Annotated in this window: 17 protein-coding genes and 1 rRNA gene; 6 read left to right on the plus strand and 12 right to left on the minus strand. The window is 36.1% G+C overall.

The features are described from left to right. Nucleotides 1-29 precede the first annotated feature (29 nt). The 11 genes from B9T35_RS15160 to B9T35_RS15210 form a co-directional block, all read right to left on the minus strand. Nucleotides 30-806 (minus strand): OmpA family protein, encoded by a 777-nt coding sequence (locus tag B9T35_RS15160; RefSeq protein ID WP_416202453.1) that lies wholly within the window; start codon nt 804-806, stop codon nt 30-32. Continuing rightward, nucleotides 803-1,762, minus strand: coding sequence for a type VI secretion system-associated protein TagF (gene tagF, locus B9T35_RS15165; protein WP_086191935.1), 960 nt, complete (start codon nt 1,760-1,762; stop codon nt 803-805). Before tagF ends, B9T35_RS15160 begins: the two co-directional genes overlap by 4 nt. A gap of 34 nt (nt 1,763-1,796) precedes the next feature. After that, nucleotides 1,797-5,717 carry a type VI secretion system membrane subunit TssM gene (gene tssM, locus B9T35_RS15170; protein ID WP_086191936.1) on the minus strand — a complete coding sequence of 1,307 codons (3,921 nt, stop codon included), beginning with the start codon at nt 5,715-5,717 and terminating at the stop codon, nt 1,797-1,799. A gap of 19 nt (nt 5,718-5,736) precedes the next feature. Further along, the gene (locus B9T35_RS15175) at nt 5,737-7,152 is read right to left on the minus strand and encodes a hypothetical protein (RefSeq protein WP_086191937.1); all 1,416 of its coding nucleotides are present in this window, start codon (nt 7,150-7,152) and stop codon (nt 5,737-5,739) included. After that, nucleotides 7,152-8,144, minus strand: coding sequence for a type VI secretion system baseplate subunit TssG (gene tssG, locus B9T35_RS15180; protein WP_086191938.1), 993 nt, complete (start codon nt 8,142-8,144; stop codon nt 7,152-7,154). The genes B9T35_RS15175 and tssG overlap by 1 nt, the downstream gene beginning before the upstream one ends. Beyond that, entirely contained in the window at nt 8,108-9,916 is a 1,809-nt protein-coding gene (gene tssF / locus B9T35_RS15185) for a type VI secretion system baseplate subunit TssF (RefSeq protein WP_086191939.1), read from the minus strand. The genes tssG and tssF overlap by 37 nt, the downstream gene beginning before the upstream one ends. A gap of 13 nt (nt 9,917-9,929) precedes the next feature. Continuing rightward, nucleotides 9,930-10,403 carry a type VI secretion system baseplate subunit TssE gene (gene tssE / locus B9T35_RS15190; protein WP_086191940.1) on the minus strand — a complete coding sequence of 158 codons (474 nt, stop codon included), beginning with the start codon at nt 10,401-10,403 and terminating at the stop codon, nt 9,930-9,932. 80 nt (nt 10,404-10,483) lie between these two features. Beyond that, the gene (locus B9T35_RS15195; protein WP_086191941.1) at nt 10,484-10,987 is read right to left on the minus strand and encodes an Hcp family type VI secretion system effector; all 504 of its coding nucleotides are present in this window, start codon (nt 10,985-10,987) and stop codon (nt 10,484-10,486) included. 44 nt (nt 10,988-11,031) lie between these two features. Then, entirely contained in the window at nt 11,032-12,513 is a 1,482-nt protein-coding gene (tssC, locus tag B9T35_RS15200) for a type VI secretion system contractile sheath large subunit (RefSeq protein ID WP_086191942.1), read from the minus strand. Continuing rightward, nucleotides 12,506-13,015: a type VI secretion system contractile sheath small subunit gene (tssB, locus tag B9T35_RS15205; RefSeq protein WP_086191943.1), complete on the minus strand. Its 510-nt coding sequence runs from the start codon at nt 13,013-13,015 to the stop codon at nt 12,506-12,508. Before tssB ends, tssC begins: the two co-directional genes overlap by 8 nt. A gap of 17 nt (nt 13,016-13,032) precedes the next feature. Next, complete coding sequence (locus B9T35_RS15210; RefSeq protein WP_086191944.1) at nt 13,033-13,701, minus strand: hypothetical protein; 669 nt, start codon at nt 13,699-13,701, stop codon at nt 13,033-13,035. Between the two features lie 367 nt (nt 13,702-14,068). On the opposite strand from B9T35_RS15210, the gene tssH reads away from it, so the two are divergent. From tssH to B9T35_RS15240, 6 genes are read left to right on the plus strand one after another with little or no spacing between them, the layout of a single operon-like run. Further along, the gene (gene tssH / locus B9T35_RS15215) at nt 14,069-16,750 is read left to right on the plus strand and encodes a type VI secretion system ATPase TssH (protein ID WP_086191945.1); all 2,682 of its coding nucleotides are present in this window, start codon (nt 14,069-14,071) and stop codon (nt 16,748-16,750) included. A 26-nt stretch (nt 16,751-16,776) separates the two neighbouring features. Beyond that, nucleotides 16,777-17,892 (plus strand): type VI secretion system protein TssA, encoded by a 1,116-nt coding sequence (tssA, locus tag B9T35_RS15220; protein ID WP_086191946.1) that lies wholly within the window; start codon nt 16,777-16,779, stop codon nt 17,890-17,892. Between the two features lie 6 nt (nt 17,893-17,898). Then, the gene (gene tssK / locus B9T35_RS15225; protein ID WP_086191947.1) at nt 17,899-19,263 is read left to right on the plus strand and encodes a type VI secretion system baseplate subunit TssK; all 1,365 of its coding nucleotides are present in this window, start codon (nt 17,899-17,901) and stop codon (nt 19,261-19,263) included. 14 nt (nt 19,264-19,277) lie between these two features. Further along, nucleotides 19,278-20,084: a type IVB secretion system protein IcmH/DotU gene (gene icmH / locus B9T35_RS15230; protein WP_086191948.1), complete on the plus strand. Its 807-nt coding sequence runs from the start codon at nt 19,278-19,280 to the stop codon at nt 20,082-20,084. 14 nt (nt 20,085-20,098) lie between these two features. After that, nucleotides 20,099-20,719: a hypothetical protein gene (locus B9T35_RS15235; RefSeq protein WP_139842044.1), complete on the plus strand. Its 621-nt coding sequence runs from the start codon at nt 20,099-20,101 to the stop codon at nt 20,717-20,719. Nucleotides 20,720-20,779: 60 nt separating this feature from the next. Further along, entirely contained in the window at nt 20,780-21,706 is a 927-nt protein-coding gene (locus B9T35_RS15240; RefSeq protein WP_416202451.1) for a M15 family metallopeptidase, read from the plus strand. Between the two features lie 409 nt (nt 21,707-22,115). Here B9T35_RS15240 and rrf read toward each other — a convergent pair. Then, a 5S ribosomal RNA gene (gene rrf / locus B9T35_RS15245) occupies nt 22,116-22,230 on the minus strand. Between the last annotated feature and the right edge of the window lie 87 nt (nt 22,231-22,317).

The raw sequence follows: 22,317 nt of genomic DNA on the forward strand, positions 1-22,317 counted from the left end.
TTTTTATCAATTATTGTTGAGCCTAGAATCTATAAGACTTCAAATTCAATACGACGGTTTTTCTTACGACCTTCTTCAGTCGCATTATCTGCAACAGGTTTACTCGCGCCCATTCCAGCAGTGCTTAAACGTGTTGCAACGATACCTTTTGCAATTAAATATTGCTTCACTGCCTCAGCTCGTTCTTGGCTGAGTTTCATATTTTTTTCTGGATTACCCTGACTATCAGTATGTCCAATAATTTTTACATTTTTACCCTGAACCTTATTTAATGCAACCACCATTTCATCTAGGATTTGTGTTCCTGCAGGTAATAAAATAGCATTTCCTGATGCAAACTCAATAATACGATTCTTTAATGCATTATCAACGACAGCTTGCTCGGCAGCATTAACTGATAACTGTGAATTAAAACGATACGGAGCCTGAACTAAAGTCTGGAAAATAGTTGCGGTGGGCTGAATATCAGCTTCATTGCCCATTTTTCCCGTTAGATCTACTTGTGTACCACGAACCGTCAGTTTTCCTTGCGACACCTTTTTTAAATCTGGCGTAATCACACGAGTAACTGAATCACTCCAACCATTGGGTGCAGAAACGGCTCGGATCTGTATTTTATCCACCACTTGATCATCGCCATAGACTGAACGTAACTTAGCCAAAATTGCTTGCTTACTGGCATCATTTGGTACAGCGCCTTCAACAACAATCGGTGCTGCATAACTGAAGCTACAGATGCTGATTCCTAACAACAAACTCGTTAGCTTTAATGTGCTGAATATTTTTTGTCTATTTTTCATCATTATTCTTCTATAAAAGTCTGTTGGAACAATCGCATGCCTTGTTTCAAACTTAATTGTCTTTCACATAAAGCCTGTTCCAATGCGGCTAGCCCTGCATTTTGCTCTAAATACTTATCAATCCATTGTGCTTGAATCAAAGACACCCAATGATCATTGTCCATACTTTGGGTAAAAATATCACTCAGCGCTAGAATATCTGCACCTTGGAATCCAAACAGTAAAACTGGCGAATCTGTATGTAAGATTCCAATCAAAGCTTCAACATTATGCTGTGACAAAAACCGACCAATTAGACTGACCCAAAATGCAGCGATTTCATAACAATAACTTTGATTATTGATCGGTAAAATCAGGACTTTATTCAGCTTACTGGTACCATGCTTAATAATTGGCTGTAATAACAAGCCTAAACCAAGCATGCTTTGTGCAAGTTCATAAGCACTGATTTTCAGCAGTTGTGCAAATGAATGCATTGTATGATTTTCAAAGAAATCATTACTTTGTGAAACCGATAAGATTTGAATTTCATGACCAATTTTACCCAGTTTATCCATCAAAATATCAGGGTCTCGTATACTACGAATGACTCGATTTTTTTGTAATAAATCAATCAAAACTGGCTTATAGGTATAAGGTGCAAATAACAAATTCTGCAAAGGGGTATCAACTTCCAATAAGTGGCTCAGCACCATCGGAAATTGTCTACCTGAACTGTCTTCACTGGTAATCAGATTTGCCGCTAAGAACATATTTTCTTTCGGATTTGCAATAAAGAAATCCAATGACGGTAGCGTCTGATAAGCCTCATTAAAGTTTGGATGACGCATCGCATGTTCTAATGCTTCCGTAATCCATTGATCAATCACTTGAATCAGTGCATATTGTCCTTTGGTTTTTAAAAAGTCACCACGCGCAGGGCTTTTCCCATAATACAGAGGTGTCGTCCTTAACAGTTGCATATGCTTCTCCCTTGCACAAAATCAAATAGGTTGTTCATCGTGTTGCTCCCCCTACTGTATTCGGTGTAGCAGGTACAGGACTTGCTGGTGTTTGCGGATGGCTGGGTGCAGTGCCTGTAGGTACTTGCGGCTGTGCAGGTGCAGGATTTACTCCTGCTTGCCCATTTCCTGTAAATGGTGATGATGCTTGTGGACGTGGCGCAGCTGAAGCAGGTGCTTGTAGTGCAGCAACCACTAAAGGCGCTTTAGGACTTGTCACCTTATCAACCAGTTTCAATCCTGCATAACCACGCCCTGCACCAATTGCACCTGAAGCATTACCACTAATTAAGCGGAAATTAACCTTCACTGAAAATTTTGGATCTTGTTTACTGATCCATGTCATTTCATAACTACCATTCGCAGGTTTGCGCTGTGCAGAATCAATAAGCTTATTGATTCCGTACTCACCTGGTTCTTCAAAAATGGTATGTGTTTGACCTTCTAAATCCACAGCCGTAATTCGTGCACCAGGAATAGAACCTGGATTTGGCCAAATGAAGTTCACCCATTGTTGAATACCATTTTCATAGACTAAACGTTGTCCATCAATATCAATCGTATAAGACAATAATTGTGGATTTGGAATTGGATTAAATTGGAAGTTGGATTGATTCGCTGCAGGTGCTGCACCTGTAGGAGCACCCGCGGTCGCACCACCCACTGGAGTCGTATATTGCTCAAAACTCATTACAAATTGTGGGTTTAAGCTTACCCCCATATTTTTCCAAGTTTTAGATGCCAAAGTATAACCACGACGAATCACAAACGGATCCAAGGTTTCTTTTACAAAATGGGAAATACTACCGTTATCACCAAAAATTTGGCTAATCTCATTACTGGTCGCTTGAATTGTTCCCGAACTATTAAATGGAACTTTTTGCGCTAAAGTTTGAGTAAACGGTTGATAGGCTTGTAATGTCCAAAGTTTATTAATTTCATCTTGTGCAGGTGTAATTAAACCTTCAAACGTTTGAATTAATGGGCTGACTAAAAGCTTTTGTACAATTTGTTGATCTGCTTCATTTAAGCCAACCGTTAGTTTTTCATCAACCACTTTCTGAGTGGTATTGAAAACAGAGGTCTGATCATTAATGGTTTGTTTCGCCAAAGCAAGTGCACTTGGCCCCATATCTCCAGTGCTCTTCAAATCATTTAACTTACTGCGTACTTGAGAGAAGTTATCCAAGTATTCATCTAATAATGATTTATTTTGTTGATCATCACGCTTACGAACCAATTGATAGAACACTTGGAATTCTTGAGAAATTGGACCTTGGGCCTGTGTTGCAGCTTTTTGAGTTGCATCCGCCTTACCTTGTCCAAGTACCTTTTGTTTAAACCATGCAACAAAACCTGTTTTTGGAGCTGCTAATTCTGCTTGTACAACAGGATTATCCCAACTGGTTTCTTTCGCTACGCGATCTAATAGAACACGAATTGGCGAATTCTGTGGTTCACCTAAAACATCAATAATTTTTGCTTGTTGAGTAAAATCAGTACCTTTCGCATAATGCACAGCATTCAAGAATTTTTTCCATTCAGCGATATATTCTTGTTTATACAATTGCGTTAATTGCTTACGAATCTGATCAGGACTTCCACTAAACGTTAAATCATCAGATTGTGAGCTGTTTAATACCCAATCTTTGGTATCCGTTGGCTTGTTTGCAGCTTCATCAATCGCTGTTTCAACATAATCATCCCAAGCTTTTTGAGTAAATACACCCGGCAGTGCATAGCCACCAAGTACTGTTGCTTTATTAGCCTCACCGACAATTTGTGCCACAGTTACTGCTGGGAAACGTACTGCTGCACGCATTTTAAGTTCGTTATAGACACGATCACGCGCAGGCATACCACGAATTACAGATAACAATACTTGACGAATTTGATCCACCATTTGTGAATCAGACTCTAACACTGGAAAAGCTTTATCATTCGCAAGCGTCATTGTATAAGACAGTACTTTTTCGCCTTTTTGAATCATTTCACCTCGTGGCATTTGACCACGATTGGCATCTAACCACGAACGCCAAAAACGTGTCACTTGATCACTTAAATGACTCGCATCCATATATTGTGGATTGCTCAGCATTAAATAAGCTTTTAAAGCATTATAAGCATCTTGCGGATTGGTATCTGAAGGCTCAGTCACCACTTGATTTGAAGATGTCGGCTTAATTTCGACATTCACGTGGTTTTGCTTTAAAGTTTCTTGGTTGGTTTTAACACGTTGTAAATATTGAGCAATATTCTGTTGGGTAGGAACCAATACAATTTGCTTCACACCTTTCAAGTATTCTGCTTTAAGTTTTTCGCGTAACTCATTACCTTGGTATAAACCAAAAGCAAATTTTAATGGGCGATGACGATCAAAATCATCCAATTGTTCTAAGCGTTGTTGCAAAATTAATAAAGCATCCAGTTGCGTAGAAAGCTCTTGACCAGACGTCTGCTCCATTTGTACAACTTTATTTAAATCTGCTTGAACATCTGCAATTAATTGTTGGTTATTGCGATATGACCACACCCAAAGCCCAAGAATAATAGATACACCCAACAATGCAGCAATAAAAGCCAAATAACGCTGACGTTTTTTCGCTGGATTAATATGCTGTTTAACCAAATTTTTATCTTTTAAAATAACTTCCGAGAATAGACCTTTTAAGAAATAACCATGGTTCTGTGAAATAGAATTTTGTGGGATACCATGTTCACTGTTTGGAATTTTTGAAAGATGAAACTCTTCAGCAATTTGCTCGGTCATTGGACTTTCAATCACACCTTCTTGCAAAGCACTGGTGAAGTAAAAGCCACGGAATACAGGCTTAAATTGGTACGGATTTTCTTCAAACAATGTCCCAATAAAGGTTTTTAAAGCCGGTTTTAATGTTTTAAATTCAAGTGGGAAAGTCATTACACTGGGAGAAATATTTTTTGCATGACGGCGACTTAAATGTGTCGTACTGACACCTTTCAAACCATCGTATAAAACATTGTAATGTTGTTCAAAAACCTCTGTCGCATTTTGCGTTGCTTGGGGATCATAAGGGATTGTTGCCCCCCACACCTGATCAAACTCTTGGTCTTCATAGCATTCAAAGAATTCGGTAAAACCTGCAATCAAATCCATTTTTGAAAAGACCAAATATACAGGCGAAAAAATTTCTAAACGTTCTGTTAAATCTTGAATTCTGGCACGTAAGTTTTTAGCCAATTTAAGTGATTTTTCAGGGCTTTGACTGACCAATTCAGCAATACTGACAATAACGATTAAGCCATTAATCGGTGCTTTGGAGCGGTTCTTCTTTAATATATTTAAAAAACCTAACCATTCAGAATGGTCTTCACTATAAACAGAATAACGACCTGCTGTATCCAGTAACACTCCTTCTGTGGAAAAAAACCAGTCACAGTTACGTGTACCGCTTAAACCAGCTGAAACCATTTTTTGATGGGTTTCTTCAAAAGGAAATTTTAAACCTGAATTATAAATTGCTGAACTTTTACCCGCAGCTGGATTGCCAATCACCATATACCAAGGCAATTCATATACTGCTGCATTACCTTTTTTATCACCTAATTTTGACTTACGAATCAGCTGAATTGAGTCTTTCATTTGCTGATTAATCAGCTGTAACTCTTCTTTATCTTTTTGTTTACCGTATTCAGCTTCAGTGTCCTTAGTAATCGCTTCAACCAATGCTTCACCTTGGTCAGCATTGCGTTTACGCTGAATCAGCCAATAAATACCGTAGATGAATAACCCCAATACATACACGGCAACCAACATCCAGAAATACTGTCTGGGTATAACGCTATATGATGAAAGCAGTGCAACAAATAAAGACAATGCAATGATCGCCTTTGGATTGGTCACGTACTGCCACAAATAACCTAAAATTATATACATTCGCTTCTCTTCTTATTCTTTAAATCTGTGGGTTAATTTCATCATTGGCAAAATCAGTTCCAATAAAAACCTGAGTTTGCGCATATTCGGCACTATAAATCATGGCATACATCTCTTCAGGAAGTTGTAGTCCCAACATAAATCCAAAAATTTTAGAAAGATGCTGTGTATGACCCAAAGCTGATTTGCTATATAAATAATGGTAACTTTCTATGGGGGTCTGCGAAAAATTTTGTTCTAACTTTTTTAACATTTTGATCTCAGCAGGATCATCCATAACAATCACAAAAGGGCTTTCCTGTTCATATTGAGCTAATTGCTTTAGTTGTAAAGTCTCTAAACTGTTTAATATATTTTTTTCATTCAATGCAATACGAATCGACTTTATATTTTGTAAATTAATGACTTGCATCGGTAATGCCGTTATAACGCAACTACTCACGAATTCAGCAGGAACATAACTTTCTGTCATCCAAATCTTTTCATCAATCACATCTTGGTCAATATCAGAATCAACACACAACATTAAAGAGACATCCATCTCTTGTTGTTGAACTGACTTCAGTAAGTTCAACCATTCCCAATATGCTGTTCCTTGTCCCCAATAATGATATTCGATATTAATTTGTTGAGGAATAATACCTAATTCATTTAAATAATCTTGAATTTTTTCGGTACTTGTCGCTTCATCCCATACATGCAGTAAATTTTCTGCAACAATAAGATGTACATTCATTCGATTTAATTGAGCGACCTGTTCAACCACACGTTCAATATTTTCCTCATCATCAACATGTGCATTCGGATCAATCCATGCAGGATGCATACGATAAACTTGTGCCAGATGACTGTCATAAAACAAAGCTGATTGCTTTAAATGCTCTGCAACCTGCCACAACACTTCTGTATTTTTTTCTAATTGATGCTGCAGCAAAGCCATAATTCGACTTTGACGAGTAGCCGTGCCCTCTTCCTCATTTGCTTCGATTAAATCATCAATTTCAGCAATACGATATGCCAATATTGGCAAACCATAGCCATTGACCAATTCTTTATCTAACTCTGCACTGTGATGATCCTGCAAGGCTTGTAAATTTGAATCATCCTCACCCATTGCACTTAATGTCGATGCTGAAAAAACATTTAATTTAATCCAATCGACATCTTCACTTTTTTGCTCTTCAACTTCAGGTGTTTCTTGTTTTTGTTGCTCCGCCAATTGTTGCTTTTCTTTCTGTTCCTGTCGATGTTTATACCATTTTGAAATCATCATCGGAGACAATAATAGCAATGAGATACCCAAGGGAATCAGCGCAAAATACAGTACAAAATCGATCGTATTGGGTTCGTATTTACTGTCACGCCAATAAAAAATAACAATGGTAGAGACCACAATAAAGATACTAATGAATGTCCCAAGAATAATCTTTAGCATTATGCGACCCCTAATAATGCATAACATGTTTCATCATTGTCTTGTGCTGTATGTGGCATCAAAAAAGCACCTTGAGCAAGCCCAAATGAAGGCTCAGAATTTAAACACAATGGTTTCACTTCTTCTTTGGCAATAATCAAACGCAAATCAACGAGTAATGTTGGACTACACCAACTTTGTAAAATACTTTTTAATTTTTGACTTTGTTTTTGTTGTGGTAAATATTCTAAATATTGTGCTCGATTGAGAGGACCAATGCGGATCTCAATCTTGCCGTCAATTTGCCGAATGGTTTCACCACAAAACGTATTAATACCCAATAAACTCGGACGTTCGCCACCTAAAACTGTTTTTTGCGCATCAGGTAATTTAAATTTTTCTTCGATAAATTCTTCAATTTCAACATGCTGCTTAAAAATACACGCTAACATGGTTTTCATTGCATGTGCAGTATTGTTTTGCCCCTGCATTAATCCTGCAAATTCAGCAAAATAATCATCCAATTCAGGCTGTTCATGTTGGGTACTAATATAACCATTTAAAGCATGCAAGATGTCTAAATACTGATTTTCTTGTTCAATCTCATAACGAATAGGCAGATTATATGTCAGGCTAGAATCTACATATTGCGCTGTAAGCTTATGATTAAATAAACTTAAAAATTTAACAACTTCATCTCTTTGCTTACGCGGAGCTTGTTTTACCTTATTCGTATACGTATACGGTAAAGCACCGAGTGTCCCTGTTAAACCTACAATTAAATTGGTTAATTGAATTTTTTCATCTTTCAGCTCTAATGCTTCAATTTCAGAGATTGGAAAGTTTAAATTCAGAGAATTTTCAAAACTAAAATCATTCGCCCAATACTTATTGTGCTGTCGATAAGGCACATGACGAAACAAGCGTGTGCTTTGAATAAAATCAAATGAGGTAGGCGATTTAAAAAGCTCATCAACTACAGAAGCTTCTTGCCACCAACGTTCTGAACGCATTGGTATAACTCCTGTTGTGTATTTGAGTCAAAAATCATGACATCAACAAAACTATTCATTTGTACTTTTAAATTAAAAATATGACTAATCAATTCGCTAAAAATGTACAAGCTATGCCCACGAAAAATTTGTGCATCGATTGAGATCACAACTTTTACACCACGTACAAACATTGGGAATGGCTTTGCTTCAACCAATTTATGTGTCAATTCAAAAGTAATGGTTTTAATTGCATCAATAATTAAATGATTTTCTTTCGATTTAGGTAAATTATAAAGTTCTAATAATTCTTTGATATGACTGACTGCATCACCTTTCATTAATGCCAAAGTATTCAACGAAAGATGCGAAATGATGCGCCATTGTTCCTTGGCATTTTGCTCAAAATGAAAAGGTACATTCGGACGTTTTAATACCAAGGCACGGCGTGCCATGCTGCTGTCATTTAAATTTAAAATATTATTGGATTGGCTCAATGCTTCATGTGGCAATTCACGGTTCGAACACAACAATTTTGTACTAATAAAATCTGATTTAATATTCTGCGGTTCTAAATTTTTCGAAATAATTGAATAACCTGTTTCTACAAATTGGTTATGTAATTGTGTTGGGTTTAAGGCATAGAAAAATTGAACCTCATCGCCACGATAATGACTCATCGCAAAGAAAGGTAGAACTGGATGCAAAACCTGATCTTGGTTGCTTTTTTCACGTACCATATTCATGGTTAAAATCGAATATACCTGATAAAACTCCGGATGGTGGATATCAGTAATCAATGGATATTCAAGTTGCTTATGATTAATTTTTTGTGGTTCAGCTTGTTTCTCAAATAAGTTCACGACTGGGCTGGTAAACAGTTTAAAGTTGGCGACATTCAACTCAGAATAATTTCGAATAATCGCTTGATCATTTAAATTCAATTTAAGATGAATTTGAATTTCGAAACTATTATTCTCAAGTTTAAAATGCTTTAAAAAATCTAAATTTAGATTTAAATAATTATATTTATCCGAAAAACAAAAATATTCCATCAGTAAACGATAAGCATGGTGGGTATGTTCATCGACAGGTAATAAACTTTCTTCTTCTGTAAACCCCATAACTTCAAATGGATTGGGAATATCAATCACTCGATGCCCGATCTTTAAACTAAAACTGGTACTTTTTTTAAAAACACTATCCAATACTTGTAATGGGAAATTAGAAATCGCATCTAAATAAATCGGTAATTTTTCTGTTTTCAACCATTTATAAGCCAGATTAAATATTTCAAAATTTAAACTTAAAGTTGCATTTTGATTTAAATGCATATGCGCACTTGGATTAGTTTTAAAATTTAACTCTGTGAGTTGTAAAGGTAATAAACGCACATCTTGCGTGGTATTAAACTCACATTGTACCCCTTTAAAACTACGAGATTTTAATGTGGTTTGCGCAGGAATTTTATGAACTTCGGTTAACTGTTTTTGCTTATTCAGATCTTCAAAGCTCACTACAGAACATGCAGGAAAATGACGAAGATACTGTGGAAACATGACTTCAAATAATGATCGAGTAAAAATATCGTAGCTGTCTGCGAGCTTCTTATCAATACGTGCTGCAATAAGAGAAAACGCCTGTATTAAGCGTTCAATATGTGGATCATCTATTTGTTCTTGGTTTAAAGAGAGTCGTTGCGCAATTTTTGGATACTTCTGTGCAAACTCACGTGATTGCTGACCAAATTCTTGTAATTGTTTTTCATAATACGGTAAAAGTTCTTCTATCACAGCGTACCCACTTTTAAGATCGAGCAGAAATTACATATTGTTGTGTTGTTGGTTTTAGCAAAGCATCAAAAATAACAGGTTCATATAAAGGATTAATATTCAAATAAGCATGAATGCTCAAACACAAAGCGCCCATATTCTCCCCATCCATGAGCATTTCGACTTTTATTTGTCTTAACCGAGGTTCATGTGCGGTTATAGACTTTTCAATGGACTGACAAATTTTTTCGCGATCAGCAGGATTTGCCGTAGATAAACCCACAAAATCAATAATTCCAAATTGAACAATTGAATTTTTTGACAATGGGAAATCTTCAATCAAATGGTCAAGATTTGCCATTCGACTATTGAGTAAATCTTCTAAGTCATGTGCTACTGATTCACGTAACTCTTGAATAGATAAGCCTCTTGCATAATCATCTTCAGGAATTAAGCGATCAAATAATGTAGACTGAAATCCGTAAGGATGTAATTGATCTAAATTCATTTCTACTTAAAATCATAATGTTTTAATAACAAATAAAGGCTAACGTTAAGTTAACCCTTATTCGCGTCAATTTCTGATCATTACGCAGCGTAAGAAGCTGTGTTATTAGAAAGAGACCATTTTTTAGTAACAGCGCCTTTAGCACTACCGTTAATATCTTGTTGGTTATAAGTCCACTCAACAGCAGCATACTTAAGACCAAAAGCTTCAGTAGGTACGCCTTCAGACTCAACAGTTGGAGTAACGCTAGAAACCAAAACATGTTTTAATTTGATTTGTAAGTACTTAATACGTTTATCACCATTTGCACGGTAATAATCGATTTGCACTTCATCAAATGTATAACCCGCTGAACAAGCTTCCCAAAGTTTTGGACTTGTTGCATCTAGGTCTTTTACAAAAACCATATCAGAGTGTTCAACACGTTCAGCTGTATGACCACCAACGCTTGAAGAGGTTGCAGACTTAGGTTGGCGAATGTTATGCGCCCAAGAATTTACTTCAAGCCAGTCTTTGTGTTCAGAATCGCGAGACTCGCCATCTACTTTGTACTTGCCTCGAAATTGAACGTATATATCTTTCATTGGAATTTTCCTATTTTATTTAAAGTTATTATTACGCTGTTCTCTTAGTTAGAGGACTGAGGTAGCTCAGTAACGAGTCGTAAAGAAACAGACAACTCATCCAGCTGAAAATGTGGTCTTAGAAAAACCACAGATTTGTAGTGCCCTGGCATAGCAGGATTCTCTACAACTTTTACTGATGCTTCACGAAGCGGATATTGTGCTTTCGCTTCTTGTGAAGCCCCATCATCCAGTAAGACATACTGAGATAACCATTCATTCAAAAATGCTTCGACATTGCCAGCGGAAGCAAAACTACCGACCTTATCGCGCATCATTGCTTTTAAATAATGTGCTATTCGAGAAACCGCCATAATATATTGGATTTGACTCGATAAAGCGGAGTTTGCGTTCGCTGTATCACTGTCATATTTTTTTGGTTTTTGTGTAGATTGCGCACCAAAAAATGCTGCATAATCTGTATTTTTACAATGTACTAAAGGAATAAAACCAAGATCACTCAATTCTTTTTCACGACGATCTGTAATCGCAATTTCTGTAGGACACTTAAAGACGACTTCACCATCGTTGGTTTTAAAGGTATGGACAGGTAAACCTTCAACCAAACCACCGCCTTCAACACCACGAATGGCAGCACACCAACCATGCATATCAAATGCATTGGTTAAACGTGTACCAAATCCATAAGCGGCATTCATCCATAAATATTCATCATGGTTTTGACCCGAAACCTCTTCAACATAGTTAAAGCCTTCAGTCGCAGTACCTTCTTTCGGATGATATGGTAAACGCCCTAAAACACGTGGCATTGTTAAAGCGACATAACGAGAGTCATCACTTTCACGAAATGAACGCCACTGTACATATTCTGCTGTTTCAAAAATTTTCGAAACATCGCGTGGTCGGTCAATATCCGTAAATGATTCAAGTCCCAACATGCTTGGACAAGCTGCCGAAATAAACGGAGCGTGTGCAGCTGCAGCCACATGTGAAATTTGCTCAAGCAAGTACATATCTGATGGCGTACGATCAAATTCAAAATCACCAATCAGCGTTGCATAAGGTGCGCCACCAAATGAACCATATTCTTCTTCATAAATCTTTTTAAACAAGGTGCTTTGATCAAAATCAGTCGCACCTTGGAAATCTTTAATTAGTTCTTTTTTCGTTGTATTCATCATACGAATTTTAATTAAAGGATTCGAAGGTGTTTCTTGGCAAAAATAATATAAACCACGCCAAGTCGATTCAATTTTTTGAAATTGTTCATTGTGCATGATTTTACTAAGTTGATTTGAAATCAAAGCATCAATTTCTGCAATACGTTTATCAATCGATAATGTCATATTTTCAGAAACAGTAATCGTACCTGCCATCACTTCTTTAGCAAGTTCACCAATTAAACTTTTTGCACGATCATGCTCATCTTCATTACGTGCAATTCGGCTTCTTTCAACAATAGAGTCCAGTAAATTAACTTCTTGAACGGAAGTATTATCTGCTGTTGCAGTTTGTAAATTACTCATGATCAACTCCCGCTTCTGCACTTAACTTGCGAATTTGATCAGTATTTTGTAAAACTTCATCTAGTAAATCTTCTAAACGTTCACTATTTGAAATTTTATTACGAAGATCAGTTAAACGTTCACGCGCTTCAACCAATTTACGTAGAGGATCAACCTGTTGAACTACTTGTTCTGGTCTGAAATCATCCATTGATTTAAAAGTTAAATCAACAGACATGCGCCCACCATCTTCAGTCAATGTATTTTCAACCTGAAAAGCCGCACGTGGTGCTAAAGACTCCATAACTTCATCAATATTTTCTAAATCAACATTAATGAATTTTTTATCTTTTAATTTCGTTCTTTCCAACTCAGATGCCGCTGAAAAATCACCTAAAACACCCACTACAAATGGAAGTTCTTTAATTTCTTTTCCGTCACCTACCTCAACATCATAAGTAAGTTGTACACGTGGTGGACGAATACGTTGTAATTTCTTTTGTACGCTTTCACGCTTAGCCATTGATAAATTTCCTTAATTTAATTATTCAAACTTGCAAAAGGATTACCACCTGACTTAGTCGTTGCTGGTGGTGGTGCAGTTACATTTGACTTATTTGTGGTTACTTTTTTAATTTTTGGTTCAGTTCGATTCTTTTTATTCCCAGTCGAATTATTTGTGTAATGCTTAGTCGTCTTTGTAGTATAAGTTTTAGCTTTAACTTCTTCATCATTTTTTGATTTAGATTCAACAATGATAGGAGCTGGCATAGCCTTATTCACAATTTCGATAAATCCTTTAGCTGGTGGATAAGTATCATCCGACAAATAACGGACCTCTTTATCTCGCATTTGATTTAAAGCTAAATTAGCAAGATTTACGCCCGCCAAAAATTTAACATCTGTTAAGGTATTGCTATGAATATTGTTTGATTCCAACTCACTCACAATTCGTAAAGCTTTATAATTTTTACCCATTTTTTGAAACTGCTGTGCAGCTAGAATCATATTATTGTCTTTATTGTCTTTATTTTTTTTATCACATAACTGTGCATAAATTCCCAATAACGTTGGATCAGACTCCCCTTCAACCACAGGATTATCTTTGATACAACTTCGTTTTAACTTCACTTCAGATTCATCCGCATAACTCAGCGGAGCAATGATCAGGAGAGAAATTGCTATACCAAAAGCAATATTATTTTTCAAAACAAGCCTCTTTTAAATTATCAAAAACTGGACATTTCTCATTTTATTAAAATATAGTTTGCCCAGTTTAGTTATACGTAAATTTCTAAAAATATTAATCTCGGCTTAAAAATTAAACTAAAAAACACTAGGTTTAGTCAAGACATTTTGTGTCAACTTTATCTATTGGTAACAATTTAATATAAAAAAATTATTATTTTATTCATCTGGACATTCACAAAACATTTTTTTTATGTAGAATGATCGTATATATTTCTACATACAAAAACAAGATGTTGCTGTAGATTTTTAATAAATATCAAAAATTTGTTTCTATTTTAGAACAAAACATAATGAACTTTCACTCAGTGAAATTGAGATTTACTTAATGAATAATTTGAAAATTTTAATTACAAAATTATCTGCTCCGACACGTACAGCCCTAGAAAAATCAGCCAATTTTTGCATTTCTCAACAAAATTTTGAAATTGAAATTGAACATTTATTTTTTGAATTATTACAACAAACTGCTTTAAATGACTTAGAAATATTACTGAATAAATATAAAATTTCAAAAGACGCTTTAATTGATGATTTAAAAGAAACCATATCCCAATTACCGAAAGGTAATACACGCACGCCTATTTTTGCAAAATCAATTGTGCGTTTACTTGAACAAGCATGGTTACTGGCATCTGCTGAACAAAATCCTGTCATTCGTAGTGGTCATTTATTGGTTGCTTTACTTACTGCACCTGATTTATATCAAATTGCCATTCGTGCCTCTAGTCTGTTCGATTTATTCCCAATCGACACGATGAAACATAAGTTTTTAGACATCTGCACACAAAGTTCTGAACAAGAATCAGAGCAGAATCATTCAGATGATCAAACTGCTACAGTACTATCAGATCAAGAAGCTAAGCCACAAAATAAAACACCTGCTTTAGACCAGTACACCATTAATTTGACTGAAAAAGCACAAAAAGGTGGAATAGACCCAGTCATTGGTCGCGAATACGAAATTCGTCTAATGCTCGATATTTTAATGCGTCGTCGTCAAAATAATCCTATTTTGACAGGTGAACCTGGTGTCGGAAAAACAGCCGTTGTTGAGGGATTAGCCTTAAAAATTTCTCAAAATCAAGTTCCTGATGCATTAAAGAATGTTCAATTACATGCTTTAGATATGGGCCTATTACAAGCAGGTGCCAGTGTTAAAGGTGAGTTTGAAAATCGCTTAAAGCAAGTGATTAAAGAAGTCCAAAGTTCAAGCCATCCTATTATTTTATTTATTGATGAAGCACACACCATGATTGGTGCAGGTGGGCAAGCAGGGCAAAATGATGCTGCCAATCTACTCAAACCTGCCCTTGCACGAGGTGAGTTGAGAACCATCGCTGCGACGACATGGGCTGAATATAAACAATATTTTGAAAAAGATGCTGCTTTAAGTCGTCGTTTCCAAGTGGTTAAAGTCGAAGAGCCGACTGAAGAAGTCGCAATTGACATGCTCCGTGCAATGATTCCAGTCATGGCCAGTCATTTCAACTTATTGATTGATGATGAAGCTGTAGTTACTGCAGTGCATGCATCACATCGATATATTACTGGGCGCCAACTTCCAGACAAAGCAATTAGCGTTTTAGATACAGCTTCAGCACGTGTTGCACTGACTCAAAATGCCCAACCTGTTAAATTAGATCAGTTAAAAGCTCAACAACATAATTTAAATCTTGAATTCAATATCTTAGAAAATGAGCATCGTCATTTTCCAATCCATCATGACCGTTTAGAAACATTGAAACAGAAACTTGAAAATTTAAATCAAGAGATTCAAGAAACGGAACAAAAATGGCAACAAGAACTAGAGATTGTTAAAAATATTCAACGACTGTCGCAACAAGAAAATCACGAAGATGAAGCGATTAAATCAGAAGTGCGTCAACTTCGTGAAAAATTGAGTGAATTACAAGGGCAAGCGCCTTTGGTTTTTGAACGTGTAAATGCTCAAATTATTAATGAAATTATTTCAGATTGGACTGGTATCCCTGTTGGGAAAATGGTTAATGATGAAATTAAACAAATTCTCAGCTTAGAACAAAAACTTGAACAACGTGTGATGGGGCAAGATTATGCCTTAAATCAATTGGTTCAAGGCATTAAAACATCAAAAGCTAAACTTGAAGATCCCAATAAACCACAAGGTGTGTTCATGCTTGTGGGGCCAAGTGGTGTGGGTAAAACTGAAACTGCATTGGCACTGGCGAATGAACTTTATGGGGGAGAATCACATCTCATCACCATCAATATGTCTGAATATCAAGAAGCACATACAGTTTCATCATTAAAAGGTGCACCTCCAGGCTATGTCGGCTATGGTCAAGGTGGTGTCTTGACTGAAGCTGTCCGTCGTAATCCATATAGTGTTGTTCTTTTAGATGAAATTGAAAAAGCACACAGCGATGTGCAAGAATTGTTCTATCAAGTGTTTGATAAAGGGATGCTTGAAGATGGTGAAGGTCGTGTCATCGACTTTAAAAATACCACTATTTTACTGACATCAAATGCTGGTTCCAGTGCGATTATGCAGGCGTGTTTAAATAGCCCTGTTGAAGAGTGGCCAAGTGCTGAAGAGTTACTCGAACATTTAAAACCAAGTTTGTATAAGCAGTTTAAACCCGCATTCTTGGGCCGTATGCGGATCGTGCCTTATTTCCCATTACATGATGATTTATTGATTCGTATTATTAAACATAAACTTGGCAAAATTACAGCACGTATTGAAAAACAATATGACACCAAAGTGGAATATACGGACGATTTAATCGAATTATTATTAAGTCGCTGTACTGAGGTCGATAGTGGTGCACGTAATGTCGATAATATTTTAAATGCTTCTGTTCTACCCGCTTTAGCTACGGAAATTTTAGTAGCATTGGCTGAGCAAAAACTACCAAAACTTATTTTTATTGATGTCAAAGATGATGAAATTACATATCAGCTTGATCCTCAACCTAAAGAATCAAAGAAAAGATCGGCTAAAAAAGCGAAAACGACCGAAGCTTAGAATGAATTAATAGAGAAACGTAGGCTATGAGTTTAGATATAGATAAATTGCTTCAACCGATTTCGGAAGTTGAACTTTGTGGAGAAGATTGTTCTTTCTCCAATGAGTTTCATGCCATTAAAAAAGCAAAAACTCAAGATGATCCGTTATTAGAACAAGGGGATTGGGTTTCTGAACCTAAGCAAGCCGATTGGTCATTTGTTGCATCAAAAACGACTGAATTATTGGTAGATAAGACCAAGGATATTCGCTTATTACCTTGGTTGACCGAGGCTTGGGCTCATTTATATGGATTTGAAGGTATTGCGAAAGGGTTAGAACTATCGCATCGTATGCTAGAACAATATTGGTTAAAAATACATCCTGAACTCGAAGATGATGACTTAGATCAAAGACTAGGTTTGTTGCAGGGGCTAACCAATCAATTACCTAATTTGATCAAGCAAGTTCCTTTATTAAATGTTCAGCCATACTATTCATTATTAGACTACGAAAACTTTTTATATCAACAAAATAATCGTCGTAAACATAATGAAGATTCAGATGTTATTGAAGGTTCTGCTGATTTAGAACAATTTGAACAAGCTTTATTTAATACTTCAAAAAGTTTTCAGTTTCAAAATTACCAACACTTCAATGATATTCTGCAACATTGGAATACCATCAAACAAGTTCTTGATTTATTGATGGAACTTGAAGCACCAAGTTTTGCAAGTATTGATTCTCAACTCGAAAATATTCAAAAAAGTTTAAAGAAAATATATAAAGCAGATGCTTTTGGTACGACAACATCATCAACTACAGAAAATATTTCCACTCAACAAGTACAAGAGACAAGTGATGTTGCTCAACAGATAGCACCGATTATGAATCCTCAAAATCAACAATCCTTTCAACCACAACCACAAAGCCACTTACAAAATCGTGAGCAGGCAATGAAAGTATTACAAGAAATATCTGATTATTTTCAAGCGAATGAACCACATAGCCCTGTCAGCTATATGCTACAAAAAACCATTAAATGGAGCCAAATGCCTCTACATGAATGGTTAGGACAAGTCATTAAGAATGACAATCCTCTAGAGTCAGTTCAGGAATTACTCGGAGTCCACCACAATAGTAACGAATCTAACGAATGGTAATAATTCATGTTTAAAGCGGAAAAAATTCTTTGGGGTGAAGGTCTATTTTTAAGACCTCAACATTTTCAACTTCAAGATACCTATCACGAACAACGTTTAAACCACACCATTCGTTCGACCATTCCTTTCGGCTATGGCGTACAAAATATTCGTTATGATGAAACACAACTTGGTACACATGTTCTAGCTTTAGAATCTGTCGAAATGTTGTGGCAAGATGGTGAAATTTACAGTGCACCTGCGCGGGATTTATTGCCAGAGCCTATTCAACTAGATGATTTGAATTTGCGTGGTGAAATGCTGATCTATTTAGCATTGCCTATTTTACAAGCCAATAAAAAGAATGTGGCACATGATGAAGCGCGTCAACCAAGTCGATACCATTCTTATTTAACAGAAACACATGATCTTTTTACAGATGCGACACCTGCAGAAATTACCTTACTTAGACGACGTGCTGAGTTTAAATTAATTGAAGTAAATACAGATCCTAACCATGATTTAGATGGTTTCCTATATTTGCCTGTCGGAAAAATTAAACGACAAAGTTCTGGGCATTTTGAATTAGATCATAAATTTATTCCGCCAATCCTACATATTGAATCCTGTGAATCTTTAATCAGTAATTTAAAGCGCACACTGAATGTGATTAAAGCAAAAATTAAAACCATTCAAACCAATAATCGTGAAAATGAGCAGAAGCTAATTGAATTCCGTTCAGGCGATATCGTTTCATTTTGGTTAGTGAATGCATTAAATACAGCGCATGCAACGTTAAACCACTTATTACAAAGCCCACAAATTCATCCTGAACGTTTATTTTTTGAATTATTACGCTTAACGGGTTCATTGCTCACATTCTCTACAGCCTATGAAGTAGAACATTTACCACAGTATAAACATCATAATTTACAAGACAGTTTTAGCCAATTAGACATTATTTTAAGAGACTTACTGGATACGATTATTTCAAGCCGCTATATCAGCATTGCATTGAAAGAAATTCGTCCATCTTATTGGGTGGGTAGTCTTGAATCTGACAAAATCACTCGCGAAAGCCGTTTATACATTGCTGTCTCAAGTAGCATGATGCAAACCCATGAGTTGGTACAAATTGTGCCTTTACGCTTTAAAGTGGGTAATACAGTAGATGTCGAACAACGCGTCGTTTCAGCTTTACCTGCCATTCCAATTCACCATTTAATGCAAGTTCCAACAGCTATTCCAGTACGTTCTGGTGTTAGTTACTTTGAAGTCGAACCGCATCATGATTTGTACCAACGTATGCTTGAGTCCGAAACGATTTGTATCTATGTCCCAGCAGGCTTCCAAGATATTAGTGTGGAATTAATTGCTGTAATGAATGCTTAAGGGAAGAATAAAAAATGAATTTACCCAATAATGCCCCTTCCTTATTTGATGATGGACAAATTGGTTCAGGGCTTAACCAGTCCAATGCGAATCCTAAAATTACACAAGCAACCAACCTTGTGGATTTACTACATGATGGTTTCTATATTGTTTTTATGATCAAAAATCAATATGTTCCAGCAAATGTCGAAGCATTTAGAGAAAAAATTCTTGATTTACTCAATCGCTTTGAAATCCAAGCTAAAAAACTACAGTTTTCTGCTGAAGATATCCATGATTCTAAATATGCATTTTGTGCACTTTTAGATGAAACCATTGTCACTCAACAAGATCCTAGTTTTTTTAACTTACAGAACTCATGGTTAATCAGCCCTTTGCAGCTTAGTTTGTTCGGTTCACAACTTGCAGGTTATCGATTCTTTGAATTTTTAGAAAGTATTCGAAGTCGTGGTAAAGATCGCTTAGCTGCTTTAGAAGTATATCATTACTGCTTATTGCTCGGCTTTCAGGGCAAATATCGAATTGAATCTATTGAAAGTTTGAATCATTTGGTTGCACGCGTTGGTGATGAAATTGATTATTTAAAAGGGAAAAAAACGGCATTTTCACCTTTTGCAGCCCTGCCCGATCAAATTAAAAACATTATTCATAATGAATTACCTTTTTTATGGATACTTATTTTCTTATTATTATTCGCTATATTAGCCTTCACTGGTTTTAGATATATGTTATCAAAACAAGAAAATGCGGCCTTATCTCAATATCAAAATGTGATTAGCGCTCCAATTGAACAGGCCAATATTACCATCCATTTACCTTGATTAAAGATAATAATATGACTCAGGATAATCGGAACTCACTAAGAATATTACAGACGAAAAATAAAAAATCTCCGTCTCGTATGGGCTTATATATTTTACTAGGATTTATCGTAGGAATTTTATTTGCTGCGATTATCCTGTTTCTCTATAGCAATTTTTCTAAACAAAATGACGCTGAAACAACCTTAGAACAAGAAAATCATGCTGAAGTCATCGCTAATCAAGATCAAACAGAAGCACATTCAGCAATAACAGCTCAAAATAATGAACACAATGCGGCTAAAGAATCTGATGATGAAGCCTTTGCACCAATCAATGACAAAGAATTTGGTAAATTATTTAAGCCTTCAAAAGAGCCAAAACCGATTCAAGATATTCAACCTAAAGATCCTTTTGAGAATGCGTTTGGAAATAAACCAAAACCAGTATTGCCTCATGAAAAAGTAGCTTCAAAGCCAAATAGCCCAGCTATTCCTGTGACTTTACAAAAAGCACCTGTAAAAGCAACGACTAATAAATCAGAACTAGCTAAAGCTGTTGCAACGGCAAGTAAACCCAATGATAAGACTCAAGATATTGAGGTTCCACAAGCAACTGTGCAAATTTCGGTAACGCGAACACCAAAAGAAAACTAATTTGTGATCATTTTTATTTTTTGTTGCTTTATTTTTCTCATTATTGGGTTAAGCCTTTTAATGTCTTATGAATTACGAGCTAAATCAATGGATATTGTTCGTAATTTATTACCTCAAAGCAAAAAAAAATTAATTCATGCACGCAATTTTGCTCAACAAATGAATCATGCGGCAGCATCTGAGCAAACTCAATCACATTGGCATTTACAGCAATGGTGGATTTTAATTGCGGGTGTTTTTTTACTTTCTAGCATTTTAGTTTTTGCCTTTACACGGCCCATTGATCCAACAAAAATTGAAGCAGATTATTTAAGAAAAACTGATCCACAGATTTATGCATTGCTAAACGGTGAAATATTAACACCACCACCAGCCGTAGATGAAAGCTTGATCGACGCAGCAATTATCCAAGCACAAATACTTGAAAGCTCACCATCAACTATATCTCCGACTCAGCAATTTCCAAATGTCACACCTTCTGTCGACAATGAAGAATTTGGAGATATGCGTAGTAGTTTCGATACTGCTCAGATTGACCGAAAATGGGACAAAATGCACCCAAGTTATAAACAACGTTTGCTTATGGTCTTTAAAATCATGAAAGAACGTCATGGCTATGAAATGGTTCTTCTCGAAGGTTACCGGAGTCCAGAGCGTCAAACACGGTTATCTGGAAATGCGGCAACAACATTAGCAAAAGCATATCAAAGCTATCATCAGTTTGGTTTAGCAGCAGACGTTGCCTTTAAACGTGACGGTAAAGTTGTTATTTCTGAACGAGATCCATGGGCATGGCAAGGCTATAAACTGTATGGTGAAGCTGCAGAATCAGTAGGTTTAACTTGGGGTGGACGTTGGACGCGAATACATGATTATGGTCATACTGAATTCCGTATGCCAGGTTTAAGAAAGAATAGAGAATCTGCTGAACGATTAATTTCTGAAGCTCAAAATCAAGGTCTTATGGCAAATAATAATGCCCGTTAAATATTCCTTATCCTCAACGCTGATATGAAGAACGGCTATATATTATAAGACTAACTAACTGAAATAACTGATCTAATCAGAATATTTTCGGATATACATTGAAAGAAATTAAGGACTATTTCATTTTCAAACTAATGAAATCCTCAAATTCAAACTAATGAAATCCTCAAAATTATGAAATTGTTTGTGTCTGTATACCCCCCTCGTATTATGCTTTTCTTTAGTTATCTATTACTTATGCCTCTTTAGCGTATTTTCCAGCTAACAAATAGCTATTTTTTTCTTTTAATCTTAAATGAGTGGTTGAAAAAGACAGATTATTTGCTATTTTTCCTTTTTCACCATTATCTTTATTTTATACATAAAAAAACACCCCCTTCATAAGAAGGGGGTGTTTTTAGGAATAATGAGCTGGCGATGACTTACTCTCACATGGGTAACCCCACACTACCATCAGCGCGAAGAGGTTTCACTTCTGAGTTCGGGAAGGGATCAGGTGGTTCACTCTTGCTATTGTCGCCAGCACAACTGTTTATGACTACTTGCTTAGGTCTTATTGAATGCCTTTGCTTTTGTCAAATAAGTTATTAACAGACTATGCAAATTTGAGT

It is taken from the genome of Acinetobacter sp. ANC 3832, from assembly GCF_002135415.1.
Lineage (GTDB): Bacteria > Pseudomonadota > Gammaproteobacteria > Pseudomonadales > Moraxellaceae > Acinetobacter.

What these genes read in the sequence shown, in the direction of transcription:
- tagF (WP_086191935.1), bottom strand. Translation starts at nt 1,762, where the DNA reads ATGCAACTGTTAAGGACGACACCTCTGTATTATGGGAAAAGCCCTGCG.
- tssM (WP_086191936.1), bottom strand. Translation starts at nt 5,717, where the DNA reads ATGTATATAATTTTAGGTTATTTGTGGCAGTACGTGACCAATCCAAAG.
- B9T35_RS15175 (WP_086191937.1), bottom strand. Translation starts at nt 7,152, where the DNA reads ATGCTAAAGATTATTCTTGGGACATTCATTAGTATCTTTATTGTGGTC.
- tssG (WP_086191938.1), bottom strand. Translation starts at nt 8,144, where the DNA reads ATGCGTTCAGAACGTTGGTGGCAAGAAGCTTCTGTAGTTGATGAGCTT.
- tssE (WP_086191940.1), bottom strand. Translation starts at nt 10,403, where the DNA reads ATGAATTTAGATCAATTACATCCTTACGGATTTCAGTCTACATTATTT.
- B9T35_RS15195 (WP_086191941.1), bottom strand. Translation starts at nt 10,987, where the DNA reads ATGAAAGATATATACGTTCAATTTCGAGGCAAGTACAAAGTAGATGGC.
- tssC (WP_086191942.1), bottom strand. Translation starts at nt 12,513, where the DNA reads ATGAGTAATTTACAAACTGCAACAGCAGATAATACTTCCGTTCAAGAA.
- tssB (WP_086191943.1), bottom strand. Translation starts at nt 13,015, where the DNA reads ATGGCTAAGCGTGAAAGCGTACAAAAGAAATTACAACGTATTCGTCCA.
- tssH (WP_086191945.1), top strand. Translation starts at nt 14,069, where the DNA reads ATGAATAATTTGAAAATTTTAATTACAAAATTATCTGCTCCGACACGT.
- tssA (WP_086191946.1), top strand. Translation starts at nt 16,777, where the DNA reads ATGAGTTTAGATATAGATAAATTGCTTCAACCGATTTCGGAAGTTGAA.
- tssK (WP_086191947.1), top strand. Translation starts at nt 17,899, where the DNA reads ATGTTTAAAGCGGAAAAAATTCTTTGGGGTGAAGGTCTATTTTTAAGA.
- icmH (WP_086191948.1), top strand. Translation starts at nt 19,278, where the DNA reads ATGAATTTACCCAATAATGCCCCTTCCTTATTTGATGATGGACAAATT.
- B9T35_RS15235 (WP_139842044.1), top strand. Translation starts at nt 20,099, where the DNA reads ATGACTCAGGATAATCGGAACTCACTAAGAATATTACAGACGAAAAAT.
- B9T35_RS15240 (WP_416202451.1), top strand. Translation starts at nt 20,780, where the DNA reads ATGTCTTATGAATTACGAGCTAAATCAATGGATATTGTTCGTAATTTA.